This window comes from Pantoea leporis (assembly GCF_028048155.1).
GTDB lineage: Bacteria > Pseudomonadota > Gammaproteobacteria > Enterobacterales > Enterobacteriaceae > Pantoea > Pantoea leporis.
In genome coordinates this window covers 290,727-316,937 of sequence record NZ_JALMEU010000001.1, presented here as the reverse complement: position 1 = coordinate 316,937, position 26,211 = coordinate 290,727, and the positions used below count along the sequence as shown (strand labels likewise).

General features: G+C 55.3%; 23 protein-coding genes. 14 read left to right on the top strand and 9 right to left on the bottom strand.

Going from position 1 to position 26,211, the window contains the following annotated elements:
• Positions 1 to 50 precede the first annotated feature (50 nt).
• Complete coding sequence (uspE, locus tag MWH02_RS01490; RefSeq protein WP_101764321.1) at positions 51 to 1,007, top strand: universal stress protein UspE; 957 nt, start codon at positions 51 to 53, stop codon at positions 1,005 to 1,007.
• Between the two features lie 78 nt (positions 1,008 to 1,085).
• On the opposite strand, the gene pntB is transcribed toward uspE, so the two are convergent.
• Together pntB and pntA are read right to left on the bottom strand one after the other, a co-directional pair.
• Positions 1,086 to 2,474, bottom strand: a complete 1,389-nt coding sequence (gene pntB / locus MWH02_RS01485) for a Re/Si-specific NAD(P)(+) transhydrogenase subunit beta (RefSeq protein ID WP_101764320.1) — start codon at positions 2,472 to 2,474, stop codon at positions 1,086 to 1,088.
• 11 nt (positions 2,475 to 2,485) lie between these two features.
• Positions 2,486 to 4,015: a Re/Si-specific NAD(P)(+) transhydrogenase subunit alpha gene (gene pntA, locus MWH02_RS01480; protein ID WP_271459733.1), complete on the bottom strand. Its 1,530-nt coding sequence runs from the start codon at positions 4,013 to 4,015 to the stop codon at positions 2,486 to 2,488.
• A 539-nt stretch (positions 4,016 to 4,554) separates the two neighbouring features.
• Here pntA and ydgH point away from each other — a divergent pair.
• Both ydgH and MWH02_RS01470 read left to right on the top strand, forming a co-directional pair.
• Positions 4,555 to 5,511: a DUF1471 family protein YdgH gene (gene ydgH / locus MWH02_RS01475; protein WP_101764318.1), complete on the top strand. Its 957-nt coding sequence runs from the start codon at positions 4,555 to 4,557 to the stop codon at positions 5,509 to 5,511.
• Positions 5,512 to 5,735: 224 nt separating this feature from the next.
• The gene (locus tag MWH02_RS01470) at positions 5,736 to 7,127 is read left to right on the top strand and encodes an amino acid permease (protein ID WP_271459732.1); all 1,392 of its coding nucleotides are present in this window, start codon (positions 5,736 to 5,738) and stop codon (positions 7,125 to 7,127) included.
• On the opposite strand, the gene MWH02_RS01465 is transcribed toward MWH02_RS01470, so the two are convergent.
• Entirely contained in the window at positions 7,124 to 7,537 is a 414-nt protein-coding gene (locus tag MWH02_RS01465) for a hypothetical protein (RefSeq protein ID WP_222182189.1), read from the bottom strand. The two genes, MWH02_RS01470 and MWH02_RS01465, sit on opposite strands and share 4 nt — an antisense overlap.
• A gap of 176 nt (positions 7,538 to 7,713) precedes the next feature.
• Here MWH02_RS01465 and rstA point away from each other — a divergent pair, with 176 nt between their 5' ends.
• The 6 genes from rstA (at position 7,714) to MWH02_RS01440 (ending at position 12,972) form a co-directional block, all read left to right on the top strand.
• Positions 7,714 to 8,439 carry a two-component system response regulator RstA gene (gene rstA, locus MWH02_RS01460; RefSeq protein WP_176971912.1) on the top strand — a complete coding sequence of 242 codons (726 nt, stop codon included), beginning with the start codon at positions 7,714 to 7,716 and terminating at the stop codon, positions 8,437 to 8,439.
• Positions 8,436 to 9,746: a two-component system sensor histidine kinase RstB gene (gene rstB, locus MWH02_RS01455; protein WP_271459731.1), complete on the top strand. Its 1,311-nt coding sequence runs from the start codon at positions 8,436 to 8,438 to the stop codon at positions 9,744 to 9,746. Before rstA ends, rstB begins: the two co-directional genes overlap by 4 nt.
• A 12-nt stretch (positions 9,747 to 9,758) precedes the next feature.
• A complete protein-coding gene (locus tag MWH02_RS01450; protein ID WP_271459730.1) occupies positions 9,759 to 11,246 on the top strand; it encodes a carboxypeptidase M32 in 1,488 nt (495 codons plus the stop codon).
• 170 nt (positions 11,247 to 11,416) lie between these two features.
• The gene (asr, locus tag MWH02_RS01445) at positions 11,417 to 11,887 is read left to right on the top strand and encodes an acid resistance repetitive basic protein Asr (RefSeq protein ID WP_271459729.1); all 471 of its coding nucleotides are present in this window, start codon (positions 11,417 to 11,419) and stop codon (positions 11,885 to 11,887) included.
• A gap of 81 nt (positions 11,888 to 11,968) precedes the next feature.
• Positions 11,969 to 12,049 carry a small membrane protein YdgU gene (gene ydgU, locus MWH02_RS23130; RefSeq protein ID WP_455843913.1) on the top strand — a complete coding sequence of 27 codons (81 nt, stop codon included), beginning with the start codon at positions 11,969 to 11,971 and terminating at the stop codon, positions 12,047 to 12,049.
• 116 nt (positions 12,050 to 12,165) lie between these two features.
• Positions 12,166 to 12,972, top strand: coding sequence for a trypsin-like serine peptidase (locus MWH02_RS01440; protein WP_137385851.1), 807 nt, complete (start codon positions 12,166 to 12,168; stop codon positions 12,970 to 12,972).
• A 156-nt stretch (positions 12,973 to 13,128) separates the two neighbouring features.
• Here the strand turns inward: MWH02_RS01440 and hrpA are convergent, their stop codons facing one another.
• A complete protein-coding gene (hrpA, locus tag MWH02_RS01435; RefSeq protein ID WP_271459728.1) occupies positions 13,129 to 17,025 on the bottom strand; it encodes an ATP-dependent RNA helicase HrpA in 3,897 nt (1,298 codons plus the stop codon).
• Positions 17,026 to 17,255: 230 nt separating this feature from the next.
• Between hrpA and MWH02_RS01430 the strand changes: the two genes are divergently transcribed.
• The 3 genes from MWH02_RS01430 to MWH02_RS01420 all read left to right on the top strand — a co-directional run bounded on the left by MWH02_RS01430 (position 17,256) and on the right by MWH02_RS01420 (position 19,357).
• Positions 17,256 to 17,855, top strand: coding sequence for an FMN-dependent NADH-azoreductase (locus tag MWH02_RS01430; RefSeq protein ID WP_110866220.1), 600 nt, complete (start codon positions 17,256 to 17,258; stop codon positions 17,853 to 17,855).
• Between the two features lie 89 nt (positions 17,856 to 17,944).
• Positions 17,945 to 18,649 (top strand): GNAT family N-acetyltransferase, encoded by a 705-nt coding sequence (locus tag MWH02_RS01425; protein ID WP_271459727.1) that lies wholly within the window; start codon positions 17,945 to 17,947, stop codon positions 18,647 to 18,649.
• Between the two features lie 48 nt (positions 18,650 to 18,697).
• A complete protein-coding gene (locus MWH02_RS01420) occupies positions 18,698 to 19,357 on the top strand; it encodes an NAD(P)H-binding protein (protein ID WP_101764309.1) in 660 nt (219 codons plus the stop codon).
• Between the two features lie 5 nt (positions 19,358 to 19,362).
• Here the strand turns inward: MWH02_RS01420 and MWH02_RS01415 are convergent, their stop codons facing one another.
• Genes MWH02_RS01415 through MWH02_RS01400 form a run of 4 tightly spaced genes read right to left on the bottom strand, consistent with a single transcriptional unit; the run spans position 19,363 to position 23,847 of the window.
• Positions 19,363 to 20,676 carry an MFS transporter gene (locus MWH02_RS01415; RefSeq protein WP_271459726.1) on the bottom strand — a complete coding sequence of 438 codons (1,314 nt, stop codon included), beginning with the start codon at positions 20,674 to 20,676 and terminating at the stop codon, positions 19,363 to 19,365.
• Positions 20,677 to 20,711: 35 nt separating this feature from the next.
• Positions 20,712 to 21,032, bottom strand: coding sequence for a YdbL family probable chaperone protein (locus tag MWH02_RS01410; RefSeq protein WP_101764307.1), 321 nt, complete (start codon positions 21,030 to 21,032; stop codon positions 20,712 to 20,714).
• Positions 21,033 to 21,043: 11 nt separating this feature from the next.
• A complete protein-coding gene (locus MWH02_RS01405; RefSeq protein WP_008106429.1) occupies positions 21,044 to 21,232 on the bottom strand; it encodes a YnbE family lipoprotein in 189 nt (62 codons plus the stop codon).
• The gene (locus tag MWH02_RS01400; RefSeq protein WP_271459725.1) at positions 21,229 to 23,847 is read right to left on the bottom strand and encodes a YdbH family protein; all 2,619 of its coding nucleotides are present in this window, start codon (positions 23,845 to 23,847) and stop codon (positions 21,229 to 21,231) included. Before MWH02_RS01400 ends, MWH02_RS01405 begins: the two co-directional genes overlap by 4 nt.
• A 171-nt stretch (positions 23,848 to 24,018) precedes the next feature.
• Between MWH02_RS01400 and MWH02_RS01395 the strand changes: the two genes are divergently transcribed.
• Positions 24,019 to 25,011, top strand: coding sequence for a 2-hydroxyacid dehydrogenase (locus MWH02_RS01395; protein WP_192233964.1), 993 nt, complete (start codon positions 24,019 to 24,021; stop codon positions 25,009 to 25,011).
• Positions 25,012 to 25,027: 16 nt separating this feature from the next.
• Here MWH02_RS01395 and MWH02_RS01390 read toward each other — a convergent pair whose 3' ends face one another.
• Positions 25,028 to 25,300, bottom strand: coding sequence for a putative hemolysin (locus tag MWH02_RS01390; protein WP_061718809.1), 273 nt, complete (start codon positions 25,298 to 25,300; stop codon positions 25,028 to 25,030).
• Positions 25,301 to 25,489: 189 nt separating this feature from the next.
• On the opposite strand from MWH02_RS01390, the gene MWH02_RS01385 reads away from it, so the two are divergent.
• Entirely contained in the window at positions 25,490 to 26,146 is a 657-nt protein-coding gene (locus MWH02_RS01385; RefSeq protein WP_061718808.1) for an MgtC/SapB family protein, read from the top strand.
• Positions 26,147 to 26,211: the final 65 nt, after the last annotated feature.

Sequence of the window (26,211 nt, the reverse complement as noted above, 5' to 3'; positions counted from 1 at the left end):
AACTTAGGCTATCTTTAACCCAACTTGCTTTGGTTTTAGGAGATCGGCTTATGTCCCGGTACCAAAATATTCTGGTGGCTATTGATGCCCAGCAGGACGATCAGCCCGCGCTGCGTCGTGCGGTTTATCTCAATCAACGTATTGGCGGAAAAATCAAAGCTTTCCTGCCTATTTACGACTTCTCATATGAAATGACCACGCTGCTGTCGCCCGACGAGCGCTCCAATATGCGCAAAGGGGTGATCAGCCAACGTACCGAATGGATCCGCCAACAGGCCCAGGCATATATTGAGGCTGGCGTTGAAATTGAAATCAAAGTGGTTTGGCATAACCGTCCCTATGAAGCCATCATCCAGGAAATTCTGGCACATCAGCATGATTTAGTGTTGAAAATGGCGCACCAGCACGATCGCCTCGAAGCGGTAATATTTACGCCGACGGATTGGCATCTGCTGCGTAAATGTCCATGTCCGGTGTGGATGGTGAAAGATCAGGCGTGGCCTGAAGGCGGCAAAGCGGTGGTAGCGGTCAACTTAGCCAGCGAAGAGCCGCATCATGATGAGCTGAATCAGAAGCTGATTCGTGAAACCACGCTGCTTGCCGAGATGGTGAATCACACCGAAGTGCATTTGGTCGGCGCTTACCCCATCACCCCGATCAATATTGCTATCGAACTGCCCGACTTTGATCCCAGCGTTTATAACGACGCGATTCGCGGCCAGCATTTAGTGGCGATGAAAGCGCTGCGTCAAAAATTCTCCATCAGTGAAGAGTTTACCCACGTGGCGAAAGGTTTGCCCGAGGAAGTGATTCCGGATATTGCCTCGCATCTGGACGCCGGCATTGTGGTGCTCGGCACCATCGGCCGTACCGGTTTGTCAGCCGCGTTCCTGGGTAATACTGCGGAGCAGGTGATTGATCATCTGCGTTGTGATTTGCTGGCGATCAAGCCAGACGATTTCAAATCGCCGATTGATCACGATGACGAAGAAGATGAAGACGATTGATTAAAAAAAGGGCGGCTCGTCATGGCCGCCCTACTTATTTCTACTCAGGGCGGTGAATCACATCACCGCCCTGCTTTTTTACAGCGCGCGCAGAATGCCTTCCACGCTCGCTTTTGCATCGCCAAACAGCATCTGCGTATTGTCTTTAAAGAACAGCGGATTCTGGACACCCGCATATCCGGTGCTCATCGAGCGTTTAAATACAATCACGTTCTGCGCTTTCCACACTTCCAGCACCGGCATGCCAGCGATTGGACTGCGCGGATCTTCCAGTGCGGCTGGGTTAACGGTGTCATTTGCGCCAATCACCAAAACGGTATCGGTATCGCTGAAGTCATCGTTAATCTCGTCCATTTCCAGCACCACATCGTAAGGCACTTTCGCTTCCGCCAGTAGTACGTTCATGTGGCCCGGCAAACGACCGGCAACCGGGTGAATACCAAAGCGAACTTTGATACCGCGCGCGCGCAGCTTTTCGGTAATCTCCGCAACCGGATACTGCGCCTGCGCCACCGCCATGCCATAACCCGGCGTGATCACTACAGAAGAAGAGGCTTTCAGCATTTCTGCCGTCTCTTCCGCCGTAATTTCACGGTGCTCGCCCACTTCATCGCTTTCGCCGCCTACGCTTACGTCGGTACCAAAACCACCGGCGATCACGCTAATAAAGGAGCGGTTCATCGCTTTACACATGATGTAAGAGAGGATGGCACCCGAGGAACCGACCAGCGCACCGGTAACGATCAGCAAATCATTGCTCAGCATGAAGCCTGCCGCCGCCGCCGCCCAACCGGAGTAAGAGTTCAGCATCGAGACCACAACCGGCATATCCGCGCCGCCAATTGACGCCACCAGATGCCAGCCAAACACCAGCGCAATGACGGTCATCAGCAGCAGCGCAAACACCTGCGCACCGGTGCTATCAGTTTGTACGAACCACAGCATCAGCAGGAAAGAGACCACCAACGCCGCGAGGTTCATTTTATGACGATGTGGCAGCATCAGCGCTGATGAGGAGATCTTGCCGCGCAGTTTGCCAAACGCCACCAGTGAACCGGTAAAGGTCACCGCACCGATGAAAATGCCGAGGAACACTTCGGTCAGATGGATATTTTCCATCACCGGCGCGAGGCCCGGCGCGTGATCGATGTAGCTGTTGAAGCCCACTAACACCGCCGCCAAACCCACGAAGCTGTGCAGAATGGCAACCAGTTCCGGCATTTCGGTCATTTCGACTTTTTTCGCCAGACGCAAACCAATCGCACCGCCGATCACCATCGCCAGCAGAATCCAGGCAACGTTCCCGGTGTTCGGGCCAAAAATGGTGGCGAGCAGCGCAATCGCCATGCCGCTCATACCAAAAATATTACCCTGCTTTGAGGTCTCGTGTTTCGAGAGACCGGCAAGGCTGCAAATAAACAGAATCGCGGCAACAATATATGCTGCAGTAACTAATCCGCCAGACATGTTGCTACCCCTTAATTCTTACGAAACATTTTCAGCATGCGCTGGGTGACGGTGAAACCACCGAAGATATTGATGCTGGCGATCAGTACGGCGATAAACGACAGAATCGTGACCCAACCGCCGTGGCCCATCTGCAGCACCGCCCCCACCACAATAATGCCGGAAATGGCGTTGGTGACGGCCATCAACGGCGTGTGCAATGCGTGACTCACGTTCCACACCACGTAATAGCCGACCACGCAAGAGAGCGCGAACACGGTGAAGTGTGACAGGAAGTCCGGCGGCGCGACGTTGGCCAGGCAGGCAAACAGCACCACCGCCAGCGCCAGCAGCAGATACTTGCGCCATGGCGAAACCGGTTTGGCTGCGGCCTTCGGCAGCGGCTGTGCGGCGGGTTGCGCTTTCGGCGCGGCGGAAACCTGAATCGGCGGCGCTGGCCATGTCACTTCGCCATCACGAATCACCGTCACCCCGCGCACCACCACGTCGTCGAAATCCACGGTAATTTCGCCGTTTTTCTCTTTGCACAGCAGTTTCAGCAGGTTGACAAGGTTGGTGCCGTAAAGCTGTGAGGATTGCGTTGGCAGGCGACTTGGCAAATCGGTGTAACCAATAATCTTCACGCCGTTAGGGGTTAAGGTCACCTGATCGGCCACCGTCAATTCGCAGTTACCGCCGGTTTGCGCAGCCAGATCGACGATTACGCTGCCTGGTTTCATGCTGGCAACCATCTCGGCAGTAATCAGCTTCGGGGCCGGACGGCCAGGAATCAACGCGGTGGTGACGATAATGTCCACTTCTTTCGCCTGCGCGGCAAACAGCTCCATCTCTGCCTTAATAAAGGCTTCAGACATCACTTTGGCATAACCATCGCCGCTGCCCGCTTCCTCTTCAAAGTCCAGCTCAAGGAACTCGGCGCCCATACTCTGCACCTGCTCTTTCACTTCAGGACGCGTATCGAAAGCACGCACGATGGCGCCTAAACTGCCTGCCGCACCGATGGCCGCTAATCCCGCGACGCCCGCACCGATCACCATCACTTTGGCTGGCGGCACTTTACCGGCAGCGGTGATTTGACCGGTGAAGAAGCGGCCGAATTCATGAGCGGCTTCAACGATGGCGCGATAACCCGCGATGTTCGCCATTGAACTCAACGCATCCAGCGCCTGCGCCCGAGAAATACGCGGCACCGAATCCATCGCCATCACGGTGACGTTGCGTGCTGCCAGCTTTTCTAACAGCGCGGGATTCTGCGCAGGCCAGATAAAGCTCACCAGCGTGCTACCGGCGCGCGTCAGTTCAATCTCCTGATCGTCCGGCGCATTCACCTTCAAAACGATGTCCGATTTCCACACATCGTGAGTGTTAGTAATAGTGGCGCCGACGGCGATAAAGCTTTCATCATCAAAGCTGGCGCGAAGTCCTGCGCTCTGTTCAACGGTGACGCTAAATCCCAGCTTGATCAGTTGCTCAACGGTCTTTGGCGTGGCGGCCACGCGCGACTCGTTGGCTAACCGTTCTTTGGGTATCCCAATTAACATACTGTTTCCTTTCAACAATTAAAGGATGAGGTTCTGTAAGTGGCAAAAAGCTCAAAAGCCGAAACAGTGTTTCAGCTTTTTATGAGCAAAATGCACAATGTAACAAAGTCTTTATAACCTACTGAAAATATGAAGAGTGATCCACAGCGATAACGCCCACTTATGACATTCACACAAATATTCAGACACAAAGATTGAATGCCATGTTTTGCCACTGCATTTGGTGTTTATTAAAAAATATTCTGCTGCGCAAAATCGTGTCATGTCGAATTAAGTGTTTTTAAAAACCTTTAATTAACAATGCTTTAACTATTATGGCACTAAGTGTTACCAGAATAAGTGGTTATCTGTGCAAAAAAGAGCCGTAACAGAAGTCAATGACAGGTCGATGAATAAACGGCAGAGATTGTCAATGTTATGCGCTTAAATTGGCTGAGACAGGCCGATTATTACATGCAATAATCAACGGCTAATCTGTTATACATCAAGAGTCCAGCACGTTTTCGTACTCATTTTGCGTAAGGCGAAGGATCATTTTTATGAAGCTGAAGAACACCATTCTGGCGTCAACCTTGTTATCACTGCTGGCAGCGAATGCGTTTGCTGCTAAAGAGTTAACGCCAGAGCAAGCGGCCGCGTTGAAACCATTCGAACGTATTAATATCAGCGGCCGTTTCAATGCGATTGGCGATGCAACCGATGCCATCTCCAAACAAGCCGATGCCAAAGGCGCTGACTCTTTCTATGTTCAGGGTATTAATGATAGCAACGGCAACGGCGGTAACTGGCGCGTAACGGCTGATTTGTATAAAGCTAACGCACCGAAAGCGGATGACTCCACTAAATATCGCACCTTCTCAGGCGTGAAAGAGCTGCCGAAAGCAGAAGCCTATCGCCTTGAGCCGTATGACACCGTATCGGTAAATGGCTTCTTCTCCAGCCAGCCAGATGTTAATGAAGCGATTGCCAAGGCAGCCAAAAATAAAGGTGCGGCATCGTTCTTTATCGTGCGTCAGGTTGATGCGAACAACGGCGGCAACCAGTACGTGACCGCGTATGTTTACAAGGCTGATGCGCCAGAGCGTAAAGTACAGAATACCTCTGATTCAATCCCAGCAGATTCTGAAGCCGGTAAAGCAGCACTGGCCGCTGGTGGCACCGCCGCCACTAAAGTGGCCATTCCTGGCGTGGCCTCTTCGGATACCCCAAGCCGCAACGTTGGTCGTTTCTTCGAAACGCAAAGCTCAACCGGCCAACGTTACACGGTGAAAACTGCCGATGGCCGTAGCGTGCAGGAAGTGAATGCGATTACTGCTGCGCAGATGCAGCCGTTTGACACCATCACCTTCTCCGATCACTTCGGTACCCCAACCGAAATCTCGGAAGCGGTTGGCAAACGCGCAGTGGAAAAAGGCGCTAAGTACTACCACATCACACGTCAATGGCAGAACCAGAGCGGCGGCAACCTGACCGTCACCGCCGATCTGTTCAAGTAATGGCGATTAAGGGCGGCGTCCGTCGCCCTTTTCAAAATCTCCTTGATACTAACTGCATAATCTGTGCGCAGATTTGCATAGTCTTGCATTGCCTTCCCCGTTTGCACTCCGTAAAATCTGCCGCCTGTTTTTAGGGGATTCCGTTTCAAAGTTGGCTCATTGCCACGCGACACTCCAGCGGAATCGTCACCACCCAGCATACTCTGCTGTTTAGGATGGGCGTTTTGGATAAAAAATTAGGTCTTAGTGCGCTCACCGCGTTGGTACTCAGCTCTATGCTGGGCGCTGGCGTGTTCAGCCTGCCGCAAAATATGGCAGCGGTTGCCGGCCCGGCGGCGCTGTTGATCGGCTGGCTCATCACCGGCGTTGGCATCATCTTCCTGTCGCTCGCCATGCTGTTGCTGACGCGGCTGAAACCAGAGTTGGATGGCGGCATCTTTACCTATGCGCGCGCCGGATTTGGCGAGCTGATGGGCTTCTGCTCGGCGTGGGGATATTGGCTGTGCGCGGTAATCGCCAACGTCTCTTATCTGGTGATTGTCTTCTCGGCGCTGAGTTTCTTTACCGACACGCCGGATCGCGTGGTGTTTGGTGATGGCAATACGTGGCAGGCGATGCTCGGCGCGTCGGTGCTGCTGTGGCTGGTGCATTGTCTGGTGCTGCGCGGCGTGCAAACTGCGGCCAGCATTAATCTGCTGGCGACCCTGGGAAAACTGGTGCCGCTGTTGCTGTTTGTGGTGCTGGCGCTGCTGGTATTCAACTACGATCGCTTCCGCTTTGATTTCAGCGGCGTGGAACTCGGTCAGCCGCTGTGGCAGCAGGTGAAGCAAACCATGCTGATCACCTTGTGGGTATTTATTGGTGTGGAAGGCGCGGTGGTGGTTTCTGCGCGTGCGCGTAATAAACAGGATGTCGGACGCGCCACGCTGATGGCGGTGCTGGCCGCGCTGCTGGTCTACTTGCTGGTTACGCTGCTGTCGTTAGGCGTGATTCCGCGTGCCGAGCTGGCGCAGATGCGCAACCCTTCTATGGCGGGTTTGATGAAGCATTTGCTCGGTCATTGGGGCGATGCGGTGATTGCGGTCGGATTGATTATTTCGGTGTGCGGCGCTTATCTGAGCTGGACGATTATGGCCGCTGAAGTGCCGTTCCTCGCCGCACAACAAGGTGCCTTCCCGCGCAGCATCGCGCGTCAGAACCGCCACAACTCGCCTTCGGCGTCGTTATGGCTGACCAACGGCAGCGTACAGGTTTGCCTGATTTTGATCGCCTTAACCGGTGCGGATTACAACACGCTGCTGACCATCGCTTCAGAAATGATTTTGGTGCCCTATCTGCTGGTGGGTCTGTATCTGATTAAGGTCGTGCGCGGGCAGAACAAACCCTGGGCGATGTTTACCGGCGTCGGTGCCAGCGCGTATGGCATTTGGCTGCTGTATGCATCGGGTCCTTTGCATTTGCTGCTTTCAGTCGTGCTCTATGCGCCCGGATTGCTGCTGTTTCTGTACGCACGACGCGGCGGCCGTGGCGACAAAATGTTGTCACAGCTGGAGCGCATCGCGATTGTGTTGTTGATTGCGGCGTCACTGCCCGCGTTGTGGCAGCTAACGAATTAGTGCGGCTGAACCGGAATGGAAACGCACAGCAGGTCATCCTGCTGTGACAAGTTGAGCGGCTTACGGTATTCCTGATGAATAGCGTCAAGCTGCTCGGTTGACAGCGGATACGGCAGCTGAATATCAAAGCGGCTGATGTGTTGTTGTTCGGCCAGGGTGATCAAACGCGCGATATTAATCTCGTCGCTCACCTGTGTTGAAATGATTTGTAATGCTAATTCTTTCAGATGGTCGTCGCTGGCCTGAAGGTTGTGCGCCGATTTACGCGTCACCATGCCAAAAATAGGCATCACGCCATAAATGGCATCGACAAAACTCCAGCGTTTTTTGCAGGAAGCGGAGAGAAAATCACTGTAATTGAAGCAGATGCGATCACTGTATCCGGCTGAAGCCAGCTCTTTATCAGACACTCTCGCACTCCTCCTGTTTTTCGTTACGGTTCCGAACCTTGCGCGACAACGCGCCGCTAATGATGGCACATTTCACGGTATACATACCAGTCACGCAGGGATATTTCGTGCGATAGCGTAGAGCTCAGGACCAGGAAAAGCTATGCTGCTGAGATTCTCATCCGTCACAGTGAATTATGAACAAAATCGTCTATGTGGAAGATGAGCCAGAAGTAGGCGAACTGATCGCCGCTTATCTTGGCCGCCACGATATTGAAGTTATTGTTGAAACGCGCGGTGACCGCGCCGAAGCCACCATCGCCCTGCACGATCCCGATTTAGTGATGCTGGATATCATGTTACCCGGCAAAGATGGCATGACACTGTGCCGCGATCTGCGTGCTAGCTGGCAAGGTCCGATTGTGCTGCTCACCTCGCTCGATAGCGACATGAACCACATTCTGTCGCTGGAGATGGGCGCTAACGATTACATCCTCAAAACCACGCCGCCGGCGGTGTTGCTGGCGCGCCTGCGTTTGCATCTGCGTCAGGCGCATGTCGGTCAGCCGGAAGTGACGCCCGCCCTACAAAGCTCACAACGCGTGCTGCGTTTTGGTTCCCTGACCATTGACTCGCTCAATCGTCAGGTGACGCTGTTTGAGGAGAATATTGTGCTGTCCACCGCCGATTTCGATCTGCTGTGGGAACTGGCGAATCACGCCGGACAGATCCTCAATCGCGATGCGCTGCTGAAAACCCTGCGCGGCGTGACCTACGATGGCATGGATCGCAGCATCGACGTGGCGATTTCTCGCTTACGCAAAAAACTCTACGACAGCGCCACCGAGCCATTCCGCATCAAAACCATCCGTAACAAAGGCTATCTGTTCGCGCCGCAGGCCTGGGATACCCGTTCCGCATGAGAAAGCTCTTTATTCAGTTCTATTTGCTGCTGTTCGTCTGTTTTCTGGTGATGACGCTGCTGGTGGGGCTGGTGTACAAATTCACCGCCGAACGCGCCGGGCGCCAGTCGATGAACGACTTGATGGCCAGCTCGCTTTTTTTGATGCGCAGCGAACTGCGCGAGATCCCACCGCGCGACTGGAGCAAAACCATTCGCAGCCTCGATCTTGACCTGTCGTTTGATCTGAATATTGAACCGATGAGCAAATATCAGCTGGGTGATGCAGACATGAAGCGCCTGCGCGCCGGGGAAATCGTGGCGATTGACGATCAGTACACCTTCTTACAGCATATTCCGCGCAGCCACTATGTGCTTTCCGTTGGCCCGATTCCGTATCTTTTCTATCTGCATCAGATGCGCATTCTGGATATCGCGCTGCTGGCATTTATCGGGATGTCGCTGGCGCTGCCGGTGTTTATCTGGCTGCGTCCGCACTGGCAAGAGATGCAGCGGCTAGAGAAAGCCGCGCAGCGTTTTGGCCGTGGCGAACTCGACGTGCGCACCCATTTTGAAAGCACCTCCAGCCTGCACAGTCTTGGCGTGGCGTTTAATCAGATGGCGGAGAACATCAACACGCTGGTTGCCAGTAAGAAACAGCTGATTGACGGCATCGCGCACGAGTTGCGTACGCCGCTGGTGCGACTGCGCTACCGGCTGGAGATGAGCGATAACCTCACCGCCACGGAATCCGCCGCGCTGAACCGCGATGTGGGCCAGCTGGAGAGTTTGATTGAGGAGTTGCTGACGTATGCGCGCCTCGATCGTCCGCGCGTTGATCTTCATCTGCAATCCTTCGATCTGGCGCAATGGCTGCGTGTACATATTGAAGACGTGCAAACCATGAATCCGCAGACGCAGATTTCGCTGGATATCCCGCAGCTGGAGAACGTCGGCAGCGCTGATACGCGCCTGATGGAGCGTGTGCTGGATAATCTGGTGAATAACGCCCTGCGTTATGCGCAACAGCGCCTACGCGTAAGCTTATGGTTTGATGGCGCGCTGGGCTGTTTGCAGGTGGAAGACGACGGTCCGGGCATTCCGCAGGAAGAGCGCGCCCGCGTGTTCGAACCTTTTGTACGCCTCGATCCAAGCCGCGATCGCGCCACCGGCGGTTGTGGTTTGGGTCTGGCGATCGTGCACTCCATTGCGCTGGCCATGCAGGGAAATGTCTCGATTGAGAGCAGCCCGCTTGGCGGCGCCAGCGTTCGCTTTTGCTGGCCGGTTGATCTACCCTTGCGGGACATTGCGCCACGCTTACCGTCATAAGGAGCTTTTTACGTGACTTCAGCTTATCAAGAACTTAGCCGCACTTTTCAGCGTCTCTCCCGCTTTGGCCATTTAGGCGCCATTGCCGGTGTCGATATGCAAACCACTATGCCGCCGGGCGGCAGCCAGGCACGCGGTGAAGCGATGGCCGAACTGAGCGTGTTCATGCACGAAGTGCTGACCGATAAACGCCTCGGCGGGCTGTTTGATGCCGCTCAGCAGGAATCATTGAATGATGTCGAACAGGTTAACCTGAGCGAGATGCAGCGCGCCTGGCAGCAAGCAACGCTGCTGCCCGCCTCACTGGTGGAAGCCAAGTCGCTGGCCGGTTCGCGCTGTGAACACGCCTGGCGTCAGCAGCGTCCGGCGAACGACTGGCAAGGTTTCTCCGCCAATCTGAAAGAAGTGGTGAAGCTGAGTCGTCAAGAGGCGCAGCTGCGTGCCGATGCACTCGGCGTATCGCGCTACGACGCGCTGCTGGATGTGTTTGAGCCTGGCATGACCAGCGCGCAGCTGGATCAAACCTTTGGCGATCTGAAAAGCTGGCTGCCCGACCTGCTCCAAAAGGCAGTGGCGAAGCAGCAGCAAACCCCGATCGCGCAGCCGGTGGGTCCGTTCGCTATCGAATCGCAGAAACAACTCGGCCTGAGCGTGATGAAAACGCTGGGCTTCGATTTCAATCACGGCCGTTTAGATGTGAGTGCGCATCCGTTCTGCGGCGGCGTGCCGGAAGATGTGCGCATTACCACGCGTTACAACGAGAACGACTTCCTCAGCGCCATGATGGGCGTGATCCATGAAACCGGCCATGCGCGCTACGAGCAGAATTTGCCAAAACAGTGGCGCGGTCAGCCGGTGGCGCAAGCGCGTTCTACCGCAATTCATGAGTCGCAAAGCCTATTTATGGAGATGCAGCTGGGGCGCAGTAAAGCCTTCCTGCAGCATATTCATCCGCAGGTGGTGGCGCTGATGGGCGATCAGCCTGCGCTGGCGCTAAACAACTTTATCCGTCAGGCGCAGCGCGTGAAGCCGGGCTTTATTCGTGTCGACGCTGATGAACTGAGTTATCCGGCGCACGTGATTTTACGTTACGAAATCGAGCGCGCGCTGATTGAGGGCGAGATTGAAGTTGAAGATATCCCGGCGCTGTGGGACGAGAAGATGCAGCAATCGTTGGGCGTTGATACGCGCGGTAATTATCGCGATGGCTGCATGCAGGATATTCACTGGACCGACGGTGCGTTTGGCTATTTCCCAACCTACACCTTGGGTGCGATGTATGCAGCCCAGCTGTTCCAGGCGGTGATGCGTGCCATTCCGCAGGTTGAGACGCTGATCCAGCAAGGTGAGTTGCAGCCAGTGTTTGACTGGTTGCAGCAGAACATCTGGCAGCATGGCAGCCGTTTCCCAACGCAGCAGCTGCTGATCAATGCCACCGGCGAAGCGCTGAATCCGCACTATTTCCGTCTGCACCTTGAACAACGTTATCTCTCTGAGTAAACTGCGCGGCGGCCGATGCGGCCGCCCTTTTCGCTTCCTTTACGCCGCTTTGTACAATCCGTTACACGCCGATACCAATGCCTCACGGAAAGCCTGAATTGTTTTTCATATAGTGTTTTCACCGGCCCCGCAGTGGGCTACACATGAAAAAATAGTTCGAGGATTTTGCAATGAAAAAATTATTTGCACTGGTGATCGCCGCTGCTATGGGTATGTCTTCTGTTGCTTTCGCTGCTGAGACCACAGCTGCTCCAGCAACGCCAGCAACCACTGCAGCGCCAGCGAAACACAAAGCAGTACATCATAAGAAACCTGCTGCTCAGAAAGCGCAGGCTGCTAAGAAGCACAAAAAAGTAGAGAAGAAAGCGCCAGCTGCACAGAAAGCTCAGGCCGCTAAAAAGCATCATAAAAAAGCAACCAAGCCAGCTGCACAGAAAGCCCAGGCTGCTAAAAAGCACCACAAAAAAGCAACCAAGCCAGCTGCACAGAAAGCCCAGGCAGCTAAAAAGCACCACAAAGCAACCAAACCAGCTGCACAGAAAGCTCAGGCTGCTAAAAAGCACCACAAAGTAACTAAGCCAACTGCGCAGAAAGCTCAGGCTGCTAAAAAGCACCACAAAGTGAAAAAAGCAGCTAAATAAGATCGCCTTTAGCGCCAACACCGTATTGATGATTGAAAACACCCGGTTATGCCGGGTGTTTATTTACTGGAGTAGCGAAAAATGGTGCGTCGCTATCGCTTCGAAATTATTCTGATTGTGATGATCCTCTGTGGCATAGTTGCAGCCAGCTTTTTTATCTAGTCGTTGTAGCGTGCTGATTACTCCAATATTTCTCCCTTTTTCACCGCTCACCGACTATAGTTATCGCTCAAGCGTGATGACAACAACTTCTACTTATTCTCGCCATTGAGAGAACTATGCGCCTGGCTATCCTGTTACTCGTTGGTCTTTTCAGTTTTACCCACACAGCACATGCCGATGATGAAGATGGGCCAAGCCCGGAAGACATCAAAACGTTGTTCTTTGGCAAAGATCATCGCCAGGCGATTAGCGACGTGAGCGCCGCGCCCTGGGATGCCATCGGTCAGTTAGAGACCGAAAGCGGTAACCTCTGCACTGCCACCTTGATTTCTGCCCATCTGGCGTTGACCGCCGGACACTGTTTATTGGCTCCGCCCGGCAAGTTTGATAAGCCGGTGGCGCTGCGTTTTATGGCCAGCGCGAAAGGTTGGCGCTACGAGATTCATGATATTGATGCGCGCGTTGAACCCTCTTTAGCGCGCCGGTTGCAGGCAGACGGCGAAGGCTGGATCGTGCCGCCGGGAGCCGCACCCTACGATTATGGGCTGGTTATTTTGCATAATCCGCCCTCCGGCATTGTGCCGATTCCATTGTTTGAGGGTTCGCGTGGCGATTTAACCGCCGCATTGAAAACCACGCAACGTAAAGTGACGCAAGCCGGATATCCGGCCGATCATCTGGATACGCTCTATTCGCACAGCGATTGTTTAGTGACCGGTTGGGCACAGCGTGCAGTGTTGTCGCATCAGTGCGATACCTTGCCGGGCGACAGCGGTTCGCCGCTGCTGTTGAAGAACGGTGATGAGTGGCAGTTGATTGCGGTACAGAGTTCAGCACCCGCGCCGGCCGATCGTTACCGTGCCGATAACCGCGCGATTGCGGTGCCGTCCTTTAAAGATAAGCTGGAAGAGTTAGCCCAGTAATTCTGCGCTCTCAGGCAAAAAGGCGGGGCCGCTACGTAACGTCGTCGTGGACCCATCCCTGGGGCCTCTGCACCGTCTTGCCGTTTTCTTCGCGAATTTTGCGATGTTAAAACCGCGCTGTTTCGTAGCGGCGCGATTTATCGCGCCATCTAACAATTAACTCAACTGCTCCATCGCCTGCAGAATACGCTTATCCGAAATTGGATAAGGCGTGCCCAACTGCTGGGCGAAATAGCTAATTCGCAGCTCTTCCAGCATCCAGCGAATCGCCTGCACGTCGGCATCATCCTGACGCTGGGGCGGCAATTTATTCCGCCACGTCTGCCAGGCTTGCTCCACCGCCTGCACTTTCAGCATACGCGCACGATCGCTGTGAGGATCGACCGGCAGCTTCTCGAGACGACGCTCAATACCTTGCAGATAGCGCAGCGTATCACCGAGACGCGACCAGCCATTGCCGGTGACGAAACCGCGATACACCAGGCCATTCATTTGCGCTTTGATATCGCCTAACGCCAGCGCCAGCGACATATCCACGCGTCCTTTAAGGAACTTGTTGATATTGAACACGCAGGTCAGGATCTGTTCGACCTGTTTGGCGATGGTGACCACGGTTTCATTCAAATCAGCACGCACTTTGTCGCGCAGCTGTTCGAAGTTTTCCTGTTGCCACGCCGGGCCGCCCGCCTCCGCCATCAGCTTATCCACGCCGCAGGCGATGCAGTCATCGATCAGTTCCAGCACTTTGCCGTAGGGATTGAAGTACAAACCGAGTTTGGCTTTGTTCGGTAGCTTCTCGTGCAGATACTTGGTTGGCGACGGAATGTTGAGCAGCAGCAGGCGACGCTGACCGCGCCACATCATTTTCTGCTGTTCCACTTCGCTATCGAACAGGCGAATCGCCACGCTGTCCTTTTCATCCACCAGCGCCGGCCAGGCTTTGACCTGATAGCTGCCGCGCTTCTGTTCGTAGCTTTGCGGCAAATCGCCAAAGCTCCAGATGTGCAGACCGCTCTGTTCCAGGCCATCATCCGCCACTTTCGACAGCGTTTCCTGCACTTTGCCTTTCAGCAGCAGCCGCAGCTGATGCAGATTTTTGCCTTCCTGCAGCTTACGGTTGTGCTCGTCAACCACCCGGAAGGTCATTTTCAGGTGATCGGGTACCTGATCCCACTGCCAGGCTTCCCGGTCAATGGTGACGCCGGTCATGCGGCGGAATTCGCGTTCCAGCGCATCCAGCAACGGCAGTTCCATCGCCGTAACGCGACCGAGAAACGCTTCGGCGTAGTTGGGCGCGGGTACCAGATTGCGGCGCACCGGCTTGGGCAGCGATTTGATCAGCGCGATAACCAGTTCGCGGCGCACGCCAGGAATTTGCCACTCGAAACCGGTCTCTTCGATTTGGTTCAGCAGCGGCAGCGGAATGTGCACCGTCACGCCATCGGCATCCGCGCCCGGTTCAAACTGATAGCTCAGTTTGAGTTTCAGGTTGCCTTGATGCCAGAAGTTGGGGTAATCGAGCTGGCTGACTTTGTCCGCGCCGTCTTTGATCAGCATTTGCTTATCAAAGCTCAGCAGATCCGGATTCTCTTTGCTGGCCTGCTTCCACCAGCTATCGAAATGGCGTGCAGACACCACGTCGCTGCCGATGCGGCGATCGTAGAAAGCAAACAGCGTTTCATCATCGACCAGAATGTCGCGACGACGCGATTTGTGCTCCAGATCTTCAATTTCGTTGCGCAGTTTCAGGTTATTGCGGAAGAACGCGTGACGCGTCTGCCAATCGCCCTCCACCAGCGCATGACGGATAAACAGCTCGCGGCTCAGTTGCGGATCGATGCGGCTGTAGTTAACCTTACGCGCCTGCACAATTGCCAGGCCGTAAAGCGTCACTTTTTCCGTCGCCATCACCGCGCCCTGTGCTTTTTCCCAGTGCGGTTCGCTGTAACTGCGTTTAATCAGATGCTGCGCCAGCGGTTCGATCCATTCCGGATCGATACGGGCGGCAACGCGGCCCCATAAACGGCTGGTTTCCACCAGTTCCGCCACCATGGTCCACTTCGGCGGCTTCTTAAACAGCCCGGAACCGGGGAAGATGGCGAAGCGCGCGTTGCGAGCGCCGGTAAACTCTTGCTTGTCGTTATCTTTCTGACCAATATGCGACAACAAACCGGTAAGCAAAGCGCAGTGCACTTCACGATACGGCGCAGGTTCGCTGTTGACCGGCATCCCCTGTTCCCGCACCACCTGACGCAGTTGCGTGTAGATATCCTGCCATTCACGCACGCGCAGATAGTTAAGGAACTCGGTTTTACACAGGCGACGGAAGTGATTGCTGGAGAGCGCTTTTTGCTGCTCCTGCAGGTAATTCCACAGATTGACGAAGGCGAGGAAATCAGACTCTTTATCCTCAAAACGACGATGTTTTTCGTCAGATGCCTGCTTTTTATCCGAAGGACGCTCGCGCGGGTCCTGAATCGATAGCGCCGCGGTGATGATCATCGCTTCGCGTACGCAGCCAAATTTTTGCGCTTCCAGCACCATGCGCGCCATACGCGGATCGACTGGCAACTGCGCGAGCTGGCGGCCCGAAGGCGTCAGCTTGTAGGTTTCGTCTTCACTCAGCGTGATGGCACCCAGCTCTTCCAGCAGGCGCACGCCATCCTGAATATTGCGCTTGTCCGGTGCTTCGACAAATGGGAAGGCAGCAATATCGCCCAGTCCCAGCGCGGTCATCTGCAGAATCACCGAGGCGAGGTTAGTACGCAGAATTTCGGGATCGGTAAATTCCGGGCGGCTGAGGAAATCATCCTCGGAATAGAGGCGAATACAGATACCTTCCGAAACGCGGCCGCAGCGCCCTTTTCGCTGATTAGCGGAAGCCTGCGAAATCGGCTCAATCGGCAAGCGTTGCACTTTAGTGCGGAAACTGTAGCGGCTGATACGTGCGGTGCCAGGATCGATAACATATTTGATGCCAGGCACGGTCAGCGAGGTTTCCGCCACGTTGGTCGCCAGCACGATGCGGCGTCCACTGTGCGACTGGAACACGCGGTTTTGCTCGGCGTTCGACAGGCGCGCATACAGCGGCAGAATCTCGGTGTGCGCAATATCGCGCTTCATCAGCGCATCGGCAGTATCGCGGATTTCGCGCTCGCCGCTCATAAAGATCAGGATATCGCCGCGGCTCTCTTTTCCCAGCTCATCGACCGCATCGAAAATCGCCTGCAGCTGATCGCGATCGGTGTCGTCAGCCTCTTCCACCATTGGGCGATAACGTACTTCGACCGGATACGTCCGGCCGGACACTTCAATCACCGGCGCATTGTGGAAATGGCGTGAGAAGCGCTGCGGATCGATGGTCGCTGACGTGATAATGACTTTTAAGTCGGGACGACGCGGCAACAGTTCGCGCAGATAGCCGAGCAGGAAATCGATGTTCAGACTGCGTTCGTGTGCTTCATCGATAATGATGGTGTCGTACTGCAGCAACAGGCGATCCTGCTGGATTTCCGCCAGCAGGATACCGTCGGTCATCAGCTTAACCTGGGTGGTTTCGCTCACCTGATCGTTAAAGCGCACCTTGTAACCGATGGTGCCGCCGAGCGAGGTTTCCAGCTCATCGGCAATGCGGTTGGCCACGGTGCGCGCCGCCAGACGACGCGGCTGAGTGTGACCAATCAGCCCTTTAACCCCGCGCCCCAGCGCCAGGCAGATTTTCGGCAGCTGCGTGGTTTTACCCGATCCGGTTTCACCCGCGACGATTACTACCTGATGCTGACCGATCGCATCAGCAATGTCCTGCTGCTTCTGACTCACCGGCAGGTTGTCAGGGAAAGTGATGCGCGGTGTCGCCGCCGTGCGCTGCGCCAGGCGTTGCTCCGCCGCGACAAATTCCGGCTCCAGTTCAGCCACAATGCCCTGCTGCGCCGCAGGATTTTTCACCTTTGCAGCGCCCAGCAGTCGACGTCGCAGACGTTGACTGTCGCGCAGCGTCAGATTATCGAGCCGCGGCCAAAGGGAGGCTAAAGGTGAAGAGTCGGATGATGACATAGCGATGCGTACCTGTTGTTGCAGCGGGCAGATGATTTCCCGGCGGATTCAAGCAATTAATGGTCGGCATCATAGCACAATTTGGAACACCTGCCTGAACGGGACGTGCGAGGTTATTCAATTATTTCGAACATTGATCTCGAAATATTGCGCTTTTACCTCGCGGGCTAACTCCGTACAGTGTAAAGCATTGAGCGGTAAGCCAACCGCGTAACGCACAGGAAAATACCATGAGCAAAGTTTTAGTTCTGAAATCAAGCATCCTCGCTGGTTACTCTCAGTCAAATCAACTGGCTGACTTCTACGCTGACGAAGCACGCGCTAAAGGTGACTCGGTTACCGTACGTGATTTAGCCGCGCAGCCGATTCCGGTGCTGGATGGTGAGCTGGTTGGCGCGCTGCGCCCATCCGATGCCCCACTGTCACCACGTCAGCAGGAAGCGCTGTCTCTCTCCGATGAGCTGATTGCTGAACTGCAAGCCCATGACACCGTGGTTATTGCCGCACCCATGTACAACTTCAACATTCCAACTCAGTTGAAAAATTACTTCGATCTGATTGCCCGCGCTGGCGTGACCTTCCGTTACACCGAAGCAGGCCCGGAAGGTCTGGTGACCGGCAAACGTGCGGTGATCCTCTCCAGCCGTGGTGGCATCCATAAAGATACGGCCAGCGATCTGCTGACGCCATACGTGAAGCTGTTCCTCGGCTTCATCGGTATCACTGACGTGGAGTTCGTGTTCGCGGAAGGCATCGCTTATGGTCCAGAAGTGGCGACCAAAGCGGCTAACGATGCAAAAGACGCCATCAAACAAATCGTTGCTGCGTAATCATTTTTTTCGCATGATCAATGCCCGCCAGGCTTAACTGGCGGGCATTTTTTTTGCTGTTATTTTTCAGCACAGCGAAAGGAGATGAAGTGACACAACACAATCAATATGGTCAGCCTATCGGTTTTGCGCTACCCGACTGGCAACCCGCAATCTTCCCGCCCGCTGCTATTCTCACTGGCCGCTTTTGCCATCTCACACCGCTTCAACTCAATCACGCGCCCGCCCTGTTTGCCGCCTTTTTGCTGGCACCCGACGATCGCGACTGGACCTGGCTTGGCGCATCGCAGCCGCAATCGTTAGCCGAGATGAACGATTGGATTGCTAACAAAATAGGTGACCGTGGATTGGTCAGTTATGCGGTGATCGATCAGGCTAATCTGCAAGCGGTTGGCGCGGTCTGTTTCGCCAATATTGACGTGCAGAACGGCGCGATTGAGATTGGCCATGTGACCTGGTCGCCGCTGATGCAGCGCAACGTATTGGGCTCTGAAGCGTTATATCTGCTGTTGCAGCATGCCTTCGCGCTCGGTTATCGCCGCGTGGCGTGGCGTTGTGATTCCCTAAATCGGGCTTCCCGACGCGCCGCTGAACGCATCGGCTTTAGCTTTGAAGGTCGTTTTCGTCAGGCGATGACGCGCAAACAGCGCAACCGCGATACCGATTGGTTATCGATCATTGATGGTGAATGGCCGCCGATTCAGCAGGCTTTAAGCCAATGGCTGGCGGTGGAGAATATGGATCAGCACGGACGCGAAAGGCAAAAGCTGCGCTGCTTTTTCTCCGCAAATTGACGTTGTCTATACTGACTCGCTGTTATCCACGCAATTTAAGAGGTACTCATGTCCAAGGTATTTATCATTGGCGGCGCAGGCAACATTGGCCGTCGTCTGGCATCACTGCTGGCCGCAAACGGGCACGTTGCGCGCCCGCTGTTTCGCAAAGCGGAACAGGAGCAGCCTTTGCGTGAACGGGGTGCGGAGCCGGTTAACGGCGATTTAACCGCGCTGGACGCAACATCGCTGGCCGCGCTGATGAAGGGCAGCGATGTGGTGGTCTTTACCGCCGGTGCCGGTGGCAAAGGCGGTGAAGAGATGACGAACGCCATTGATGGCAAAGGATTAACTACCGCAGTTGCTGCCGCGCAGCAGGCCGGCATCTCACGCTTTCTGCTGGTTTCGGCTTTCCCTGAAGCCGGCAGAAACAAAAACCTCTCCGCCAGCTTCGAAAACTACATGCGCGTGAAGAAAGCAGCAGATGTCGAGCTGGCGCAAAGCGATCTGGATTGGGTGATTTTACGCCCCGGCACGCTAACGGATGAGCAAGGCCAAGGCCGGGTGCGTGCTGGTTTGGCCATCCCGTATGGCGATATTCCTCGCGATGACGTGGCGGCGACGCTGGCTGAAATCATTGATCAACCGGCGGTCAGCCGGGTGATCATTGAGTTAACCGGCGGTGAAGTGCCGGTGCATGAAGCGGTTAAGCAACTGGCAACACGCTAGCGTCTTCAACCATCTGCTTCATCCAGCGAACGCAGATGGTCTTTTTTGTTTAGCGTCATCAGCGCCGGAATACTGATTGCAGCCGTGACCATGATGTACCAGGCGGGGATATCCAGATTCCCCGTTTGCTTAATCAGGGAGGTGATAATCAGTCCGGCACACCCCGAGAAAACTGCGTTAGAGAGTGAATAGGCCAGCCCCAGCCCGGTATAGCGGACGCGCGTGGGGAACATTTCAGCTAACATTGCCGGGCCCGGTCCTGCCAGCAATCCCACAATTCCACCCGCCACAAACACCACCAGCGCCTTGATCAACAGCGTTGAGGACTCGGCCTGCAACACTTTCAATAACGGTAATGCCAGCACCAGCAACAAACATGCCGCGATAACCATCACGCTGCGGCGTCCGATTTTATCGCTAAGCATGCCCGCTGGAATGATGGTGGCGGCAAAGCCAAGATTGGAGATCACCGCAATCAATAGCGCCTGGTTAAAGCCGGTGTGCAGCGAAGATTGCAGATAGGTTGGCATGATCACCAGATAGGTATAGCCCGCCGCTGACCACACCATCACGCGGCTGATTGCCAGCAAGATAATCCTGAGCGTCGCGCCAAAACTGGCGCTGACCGCCATTGGCTGATGCGCTTTTTGCGTTTGCTGCTGACGCACGAAGCTGGGCGTTTCTTCCATGCTGTAGCGCAGCCACAGCGCCACCATCCCCATCGGCAAGGCGAGGAAGAAGGGAATGCGCCAGCCCCAACTGTGCATCTGATCCACACTCAACACCGCCGACAGCAACGCGACAATGCCAGCGCCCGCCAGCAGGCCCAACGCCACGGTGAATGATTGCCAGGCACCGTAACGTCCTCGCTGCCCTTTGGGGGCAAACTCTGTCATCAGTGACACCGCACCGCCGTATTCCCCCCCAGCAAACAAGCCCTGCAGAATACGCAGACCGGTAATGATCAGCGGCGCCGCCACACCAATGCTGGCATAGGTGGGAATAATGCCGATCGCGGTCGTCACCAGCGTCATCATGATCAAGACAAAAATTAGCGTCGGCTTGCGCCCAATACGATCGCCCATGCGGCCAAAAAATATTGCGCCCAACGGACGGAAGAAAAAGGCAATGGCGAAGGAAGCGTAGGTCAAAATAATGCCGGTCAGCTCGGCTTCGCCTTGCAGGCGAAAGAAGTTCTGCGCGGTCACCGTCGCGAGAAAGCCATAAACCGCAAACTCGTACCACTCAATGAAATTGCCCACTGAACCGGCGATTAAGGCGCGCTTCTGTGCATCCGTTGTCGTTTGAGGCATTGGCATTTTAAGCTCCCAAAAAGATTATCTGCGGATAAACCTTACTTACGCAGCCACTGCCCATTGATGCCGCGCACATACTCGCCGCTACCTGCGCGGTTCACCAGCTTTTCGCCGGCGATGCGCGCCACTTCGCTGGCAGTCAGGTTATTTTGCTGCGCCACGCGCTGATATTGCTGCAGGCGGCCATCGTTGATGCGCTTGACCAGCGCCAGCGTTTCTTCGTCCTGCTGACGCGCCGCCACATAGCCGCTGAGCGTTTCGCCCACGCGCCCCTGTTGACGCGCCTCATCCAGCGTGAGCGCCCAGGCAGACGGCATCAGCAGCAGCGCCGCAAGCAGCGCGATCCCCTTGCGTTTCATCATGCTTCTCCTCAAAACAGTCCGCTCTGATTCTTCAGCAGCGCTTCCACATCTTTATCCACCTTGATGTGAATCTCATGCTCAATTTTGACGTTCATATTGATGGTGATGGGCTCTTTCGGCGCCGCAACTTCAATGCGCGGCACGCAGCCAATCAGCGGCAGCCAGGCTGCCAGCACCAGTAATGCCCTGAGGCTCATGGTTGTGGATCCTTCTTCGAGGGTAAGGTGGCATTTTGCTCCACCCAGGATTGCAAATTATCGCCAAAGCGCAGGCTGCGCCACAGCTGGAACAAATTTTCCTGATGCCGGTAGTTCAGATTAACGGTCTGTCGGCGGTTACTGAACTGGCTGACGCCTTTCACTTCCGATTGCATGATCAGATTGCCGAAGTTATCCAGATCGATAGTGGCCCATGAACGCGAGATTTCCATGTAGCGCAGCCAATCCAGCGCCGCTCCGGCCGCAAAGTTATTGCTGACAATCGCGTCCGCCATATCTTTATCCAGCCTAAAAGTGAGCGGACCGCTGTTGGCGATCCAGCCCTTTTCAACCAGCCATTGCGGATTATTCACCCACAGCGGCAATTCGCCATTGACCTTGCCAGACATGGCAAACTGCTTGGGTTTGATCGCGCTGACCAGCTTGCTGAGATTGATCTCCTTCAGCGAGACGCGCGCCGCTTGATGCTGTGGCATGCGCAGTTCGGGCATGCTGACGTGTCCGCCTAACAGATCCAGATTGACGTTGCTGAGCGTTAACGGCTGGCGCTCCTGCCATGGATAGTGACCTTGCAAATCGGCGGTGATGTTTTGCAGCGAGAACTGATTTTTTACTTCGGCGATACGCAGTGAAACCGGGCCGCGCCGTCCAAGCTGCCATTGATGATCCTTCAGCCGGAACGGCAGCGAGAAATCGATGCCGTTGATTTCACTGTCCGGCATCCACAGGCTGCCGTTTTTCACCGTCCAGTGACCGCCCGCTTCAAAGCCCTGCTCGCTAGCCGCCGAGAATGCCACCTGCGCGCGCAGTTCACCCGACTGGATACGCATTTTTAAATCGCTGCTGAGCAGCGGCTGGAACACCGTCAAAGATTGCGCCGGCCACCAGGCTTCGCCGCGCAGACGTTCGCCGTCCCAGCGGCCATGCACGCGTACCGGGCCAATATCCTCCGCCGTCAGCTGACCGCGCCAGATAAACTGGCTGGGATCGCTGCCTTTGGCTTCAAAATTAAGTTCTGATGGCGGCAGCCAGCCGCCGTAGCTGAACTGGGTTTGACCGGATTTTAGTGTGAAGCCACCGTTAAACGCCGGATGCGCAGGATCGCGTTGCCAGCGCACCGGCGCATTGAGCGTCAGGCGCGGTTTAGCCACTTGCACCATGCCGTACGCCAGCTGATCGAAACCGGTATTCAGCGTGTCGAGGCTGATCAAGGTGTCCTGCCAGCTGCCGGTGCCCTTCACGTCCCATTTGGCGGTGAGCGGCTCGATCAGGCCGTCCCCCCAATAACGCCAGTTCCACACGCCGCTGTCGGGCCAGAAATCGCTGGCGCGGCCATCGAGATGCAACCTGAAGCGACCAAAGCTGGGATCGTGTGCCTTAAGTATCGCCTGCAGGCGACCATTAATTCCGCTCGACGCCACCGTCACGCCCGCCAGCGGCCAGCGCGCTTCATCCACTTCCAGCGTTGAGAGCAAGCGACCGCGCAAACGCAGCAGCGCGCCTTGTTTCAGGGTCAATTGCGGATCGGTCAGCACGCCGTGCAGTAAGCCCGGCATGCTGCCAAACAGCTGCAGATCGGCGAATTTGCTCTCGCCGGTCAACTGGAACGGCAAGGCGCTATCGACCATGCTCAGTTTGCCAGGGCCAACGCTTAATACCAGATTGCCTTTACCGCCGCGCCCTTGCGTCAGCAAATTAAATCGCCCGCTGACCAGCGTGTTTTCCAGTCCTTGCTGCCAGTTTTCAAGCGTTACTGCCACGCCACCCGATAGCGGCTGATCGGCCTGCGGCCAGCGCCATTGACCTTGCGTAATACGAATCTGCCGCTCATCGACCTGCCACGGCAGCTGCAGCAGCGGCTGATCGTCATCCTGCTGCTTCACCGTCAAGGTGCCTTGCTGTTGCTGCCAGTTGAGCGCCAGCGCCAGCGGCTGCGGCCACTGCACAATATTGAGGTCAGCGCTGAGTTCGCCCGCTACCGGCAAACCATCGGCAAAGGTTGGCAAGGTGACATCGCCATGCAGGTTGAGCGGTTTGGGCAGTAAAGGATGACTGAGCTGCAGCTGGGCAATCTGCAGCAGCTGGCCTTGCAACCGCGCATCCACACTCAGGTTGTCGCCCTGATAATGCAGCCGCTGCACATCGTTATTTAAGGTGAGATCGAAACGTCCGGCATATTGTTGCCACGGCAGAATGGTGATTTTTTGCAGGTGGACATCGGCGCCAGGCAACATCTTCTGCCAGTCAGTCAGGCTGCGCGGCGCACCGCTCGCTTCGCTGTGCGGCAGCGATTGCAGGCAGTCGCTATTGAGTTGGACTTCTCCCGCGCTAAGTTGCCAGCGCTTTTGCTGCCAGCCGAGCGCCGCATCGCTGACGTTTGCCAGTACACAATCGCCCGCCAGATAGCGCACCGCCGGGAAATGCAGCGCGCCTTGCTGCCAGCGCGGCGTGCCGTTAAGTTCCACTCGGGTGTTTTCAGGCAGCCAGATACCGGCCAGACGCGGCAACCATTGCGTGAGCGTCAGCAGCAATCCCAATAGCAGCAGTATCAGCGCCAGCAGCGCAGCAAGTGTTCGGCGAAGGCCACGCGTCATGGCAGTTAACGTTCCTGTTCTTTACACAATCCTGACGAGGAGCCAAATGATGGCATGTTACGTCCGGCAAATGAAGGTGTTAGCGACATAGTCTGGCTGAAGCACAGCAAAATGACGCGGAAAACGTTATCCTGTTGTGATACCGACGTTGCATTTTTCAGGAGCGAAACAATGAAAGTTGCGGTTTACAGCACCAAGCATTACGACCAAAAATACCTTGAACACGTCAACGACAGCTACGGATTTGAGCTGCAGTTTTTTGACTTCCTGCTGACACCGGCGACGGCAAAGAACGCCGCGGGCTGTGATGCGGTGTGTATTTTCGTCAACGATGATGCCAGCAAAGCGGTGCTGGAAGAGTTGGCGGCGCTGGGCGTGAAGCACGTTGCGCTGCGCTGTGCCGGTTTCAATAACGTCGATCTGGCGGCGGCGAAAGCGCTCGGCTTAAACGTGGTGCGCGTCCCGGCGTATTCGCCAGAAGCGGTGGCGGAACATGCGGTTGGCCTGATGATGACGCTGAATCGTCGCATTCACCGTGCCTATCAACGCACGCGCGACGCTAACTTCTCGCTGGATGGCTTAACCGGCTTCAACATGCATAACAAAACCGCGGGCGTGGTCGGAACCGGCAAGATTGGTATCGCGGCGATGCGTATTCTCAAGGGATTTGGCATGCGCCTGTTAGCGTTCGATCCCTATCCAAGCCAGGCGGCGCTGGAGCTGGGCGCGGAATATGTCGATCTCAAAACGCTGTTCGCTGAAGCCGATGTGATTACGCTGCACTGTCCGCTTACGCCGGAAAACCACCATCTGCTCAACGCGCAGGCGTTCAGCCAAATGAAAGATGGCGTGATGATCATCAACACCAGCCGTGGCGGTTTGATTGATTCACAAGCGGCAATTGATGCGCTTAAACAGCAGAAGATTGGTTCGCTGGGGATGGATGTGTATGAAAACGAGCGCGATCTGTTCTTTGAAGACAAATCGAATGACGTGATTCAGGATGATGTGTTCCGTCGTCTGTCGGCCTGTCACAACGTGCTGTTCACCGGCCATCAGGCTTTCCTGACCGCCGAAGCCTTGACGGCTATTTCAGAAACCACGCTCAGCAACTTACAACAGCTGGAACGCGGCGAAATCAGCCCGAATCAGGTCACCGCCTAACCCTTCTGCGCCTGCCTTAGCGGGCGCAGCTTCCACCCATCAGCGCCTGTTCGTCACAGCGACGACCATTCGCCAACTGGCACATACCGATGCGTGAACCGTCTAACTGACGCGAAAACGCCAGCGATCCCCCGGCATTACTGCAATTCACTTCAGCCATTGATGACATCACAACGCGCGGTTGTACGTGGGCGGCAGTAGCTTGTTGCGGCGGTTCGTTGTCACTGTTGCTGCTGCAGGCAGAAAGTAACAAGGTGGCGCCAGCCAGCAGGAAGAGAGCAGCTTTCATCGATGGGGCTCCGGGGATTGAGCGAAAAAGTCGCACCAGCATATGTCAGGTGCGCTGAGGGATCGATAGGCGACACAGCTTTTTACAAAATTTAATTTCATTGTTTGCAAGCAGAATTATCCTGTTTGAGTTATTTCCGCCCTTTTCGCCCGGCGGAGGGTTTGTTTTTCAATAACTAAGGAGAGAACGATGTTGACGGATATGCTTATCCGCATCGCGCTGGCTGGAATTCTCGGCGGACTGATTGGGCTAGAGCGGCAGCTGCGCGCCAAAGAGGCCGGTTTGCGCACCCATATCCTGGTCGGTATCGGCAGCGCGATGTTTATGCTGGTATCGAAATATGGCTTTGCCGATATGTTAGTCAGCGACCATGTAGCGCTCGATCCCAGCCGTATTGCGGCGCAGGTGGTGAGCGGCATGGGCTTCCTTGGCGCCGGTACCATCATTATTCAGAAGCAAGTGGTGAAAGGTCTTACTACCGCCGCCGGTTTATGGGTCACTGCGGCGATTGGTCTGGTGATCGGTAGCGGCATGTATGAAATCGGTATCTACGGCACCGTGCTGGCGCTGGTGGTGCTGGAGACGTTCCGTCGCATCAGTCACTGGCTGATTGGCCGTCACCATACGCTGCTGGTGCACCTCAAACCGAAAAGCGTGCCGCTGGTGCTGCTGGTGCTGCAACGCGAAAATGTGCGCTACGGTCACATCGCCGTAGTGAACCGTGATGAAGAGGTTGGTCTGTGCGAACTGAGCGTTGAGGTGACGTTGTCACGACGTACACCAATGCATAATATCTATGACAAAGTGATGGAAATCAAAGGCGTTCAATCGCTAGAGATGATGTAAAAATCATCAATGTTAGATTGCGGTGCGCTGCCATCTCGCTAGCACACAGATGAAAAAGTCGCGTC

What these genes read in the sequence shown, in the direction of transcription:
- MWH02_RS01395 (WP_192233964.1), top strand. Translation starts at nt 24,019, where the DNA reads ATGAAAGTTGCGGTTTACAGCACCAAGCATTACGACCAAAAATACCTT.
- pntB (WP_101764320.1), bottom strand. Translation starts at nt 2,474, where the DNA reads ATGTCTGGCGGATTAGTTACTGCAGCATATATTGTTGCCGCGATTCTG.
- MWH02_RS01440 (WP_137385851.1), top strand. Translation starts at nt 12,166, where the DNA reads ATGCGCCTGGCTATCCTGTTACTCGTTGGTCTTTTCAGTTTTACCCAC.
- MWH02_RS01430 (WP_110866220.1), top strand. Translation starts at nt 17,256, where the DNA reads ATGAGCAAAGTTTTAGTTCTGAAATCAAGCATCCTCGCTGGTTACTCT.
- MWH02_RS01420 (WP_101764309.1), top strand. Translation starts at nt 18,698, where the DNA reads ATGTCCAAGGTATTTATCATTGGCGGCGCAGGCAACATTGGCCGTCGT.
- MWH02_RS01400 (WP_271459725.1), bottom strand. Translation starts at nt 23,847, where the DNA reads ATGACGCGTGGCCTTCGCCGAACACTTGCTGCGCTGCTGGCGCTGATA.
- pntA (WP_271459733.1), bottom strand. Translation starts at nt 4,015, where the DNA reads ATGTTAATTGGGATACCCAAAGAACGGTTAGCCAACGAGTCGCGCGTG.
- rstB (WP_271459731.1), top strand. Translation starts at nt 8,436, where the DNA reads ATGAGAAAGCTCTTTATTCAGTTCTATTTGCTGCTGTTCGTCTGTTTT.
- asr (WP_271459729.1), top strand. Translation starts at nt 11,417, where the DNA reads ATGAAAAAATTATTTGCACTGGTGATCGCCGCTGCTATGGGTATGTCT.
- uspE (WP_101764321.1), top strand. Translation starts at nt 51, where the DNA reads ATGTCCCGGTACCAAAATATTCTGGTGGCTATTGATGCCCAGCAGGAC.
- MWH02_RS01415 (WP_271459726.1), bottom strand. Translation starts at nt 20,676, where the DNA reads ATGCCAATGCCTCAAACGACAACGGATGCACAGAAGCGCGCCTTAATC.
- MWH02_RS01385 (WP_061718808.1), top strand. Translation starts at nt 25,490, where the DNA reads ATGTTGACGGATATGCTTATCCGCATCGCGCTGGCTGGAATTCTCGGC.
- rstA (WP_176971912.1), top strand. Translation starts at nt 7,714, where the DNA reads ATGAACAAAATCGTCTATGTGGAAGATGAGCCAGAAGTAGGCGAACTG.
- MWH02_RS01410 (WP_101764307.1), bottom strand. Translation starts at nt 21,032, where the DNA reads ATGAAACGCAAGGGGATCGCGCTGCTTGCGGCGCTGCTGCTGATGCCG.
- ydgU (WP_455843913.1), top strand. Translation starts at nt 11,969, where the DNA reads ATGGTGCGTCGCTATCGCTTCGAAATTATTCTGATTGTGATGATCCTC.
- MWH02_RS01405 (WP_008106429.1), bottom strand. Translation starts at nt 21,232, where the DNA reads ATGAGCCTCAGGGCATTACTGGTGCTGGCAGCCTGGCTGCCGCTGATT.
- ydgH (WP_101764318.1), top strand. Translation starts at nt 4,555, where the DNA reads ATGAAGCTGAAGAACACCATTCTGGCGTCAACCTTGTTATCACTGCTG.
- hrpA (WP_271459728.1), bottom strand. Translation starts at nt 17,025, where the DNA reads ATGTCATCATCCGACTCTTCACCTTTAGCCTCCCTTTGGCCGCGGCTC.
- MWH02_RS01390 (WP_061718809.1), bottom strand. Translation starts at nt 25,300, where the DNA reads ATGAAAGCTGCTCTCTTCCTGCTGGCTGGCGCCACCTTGTTACTTTCT.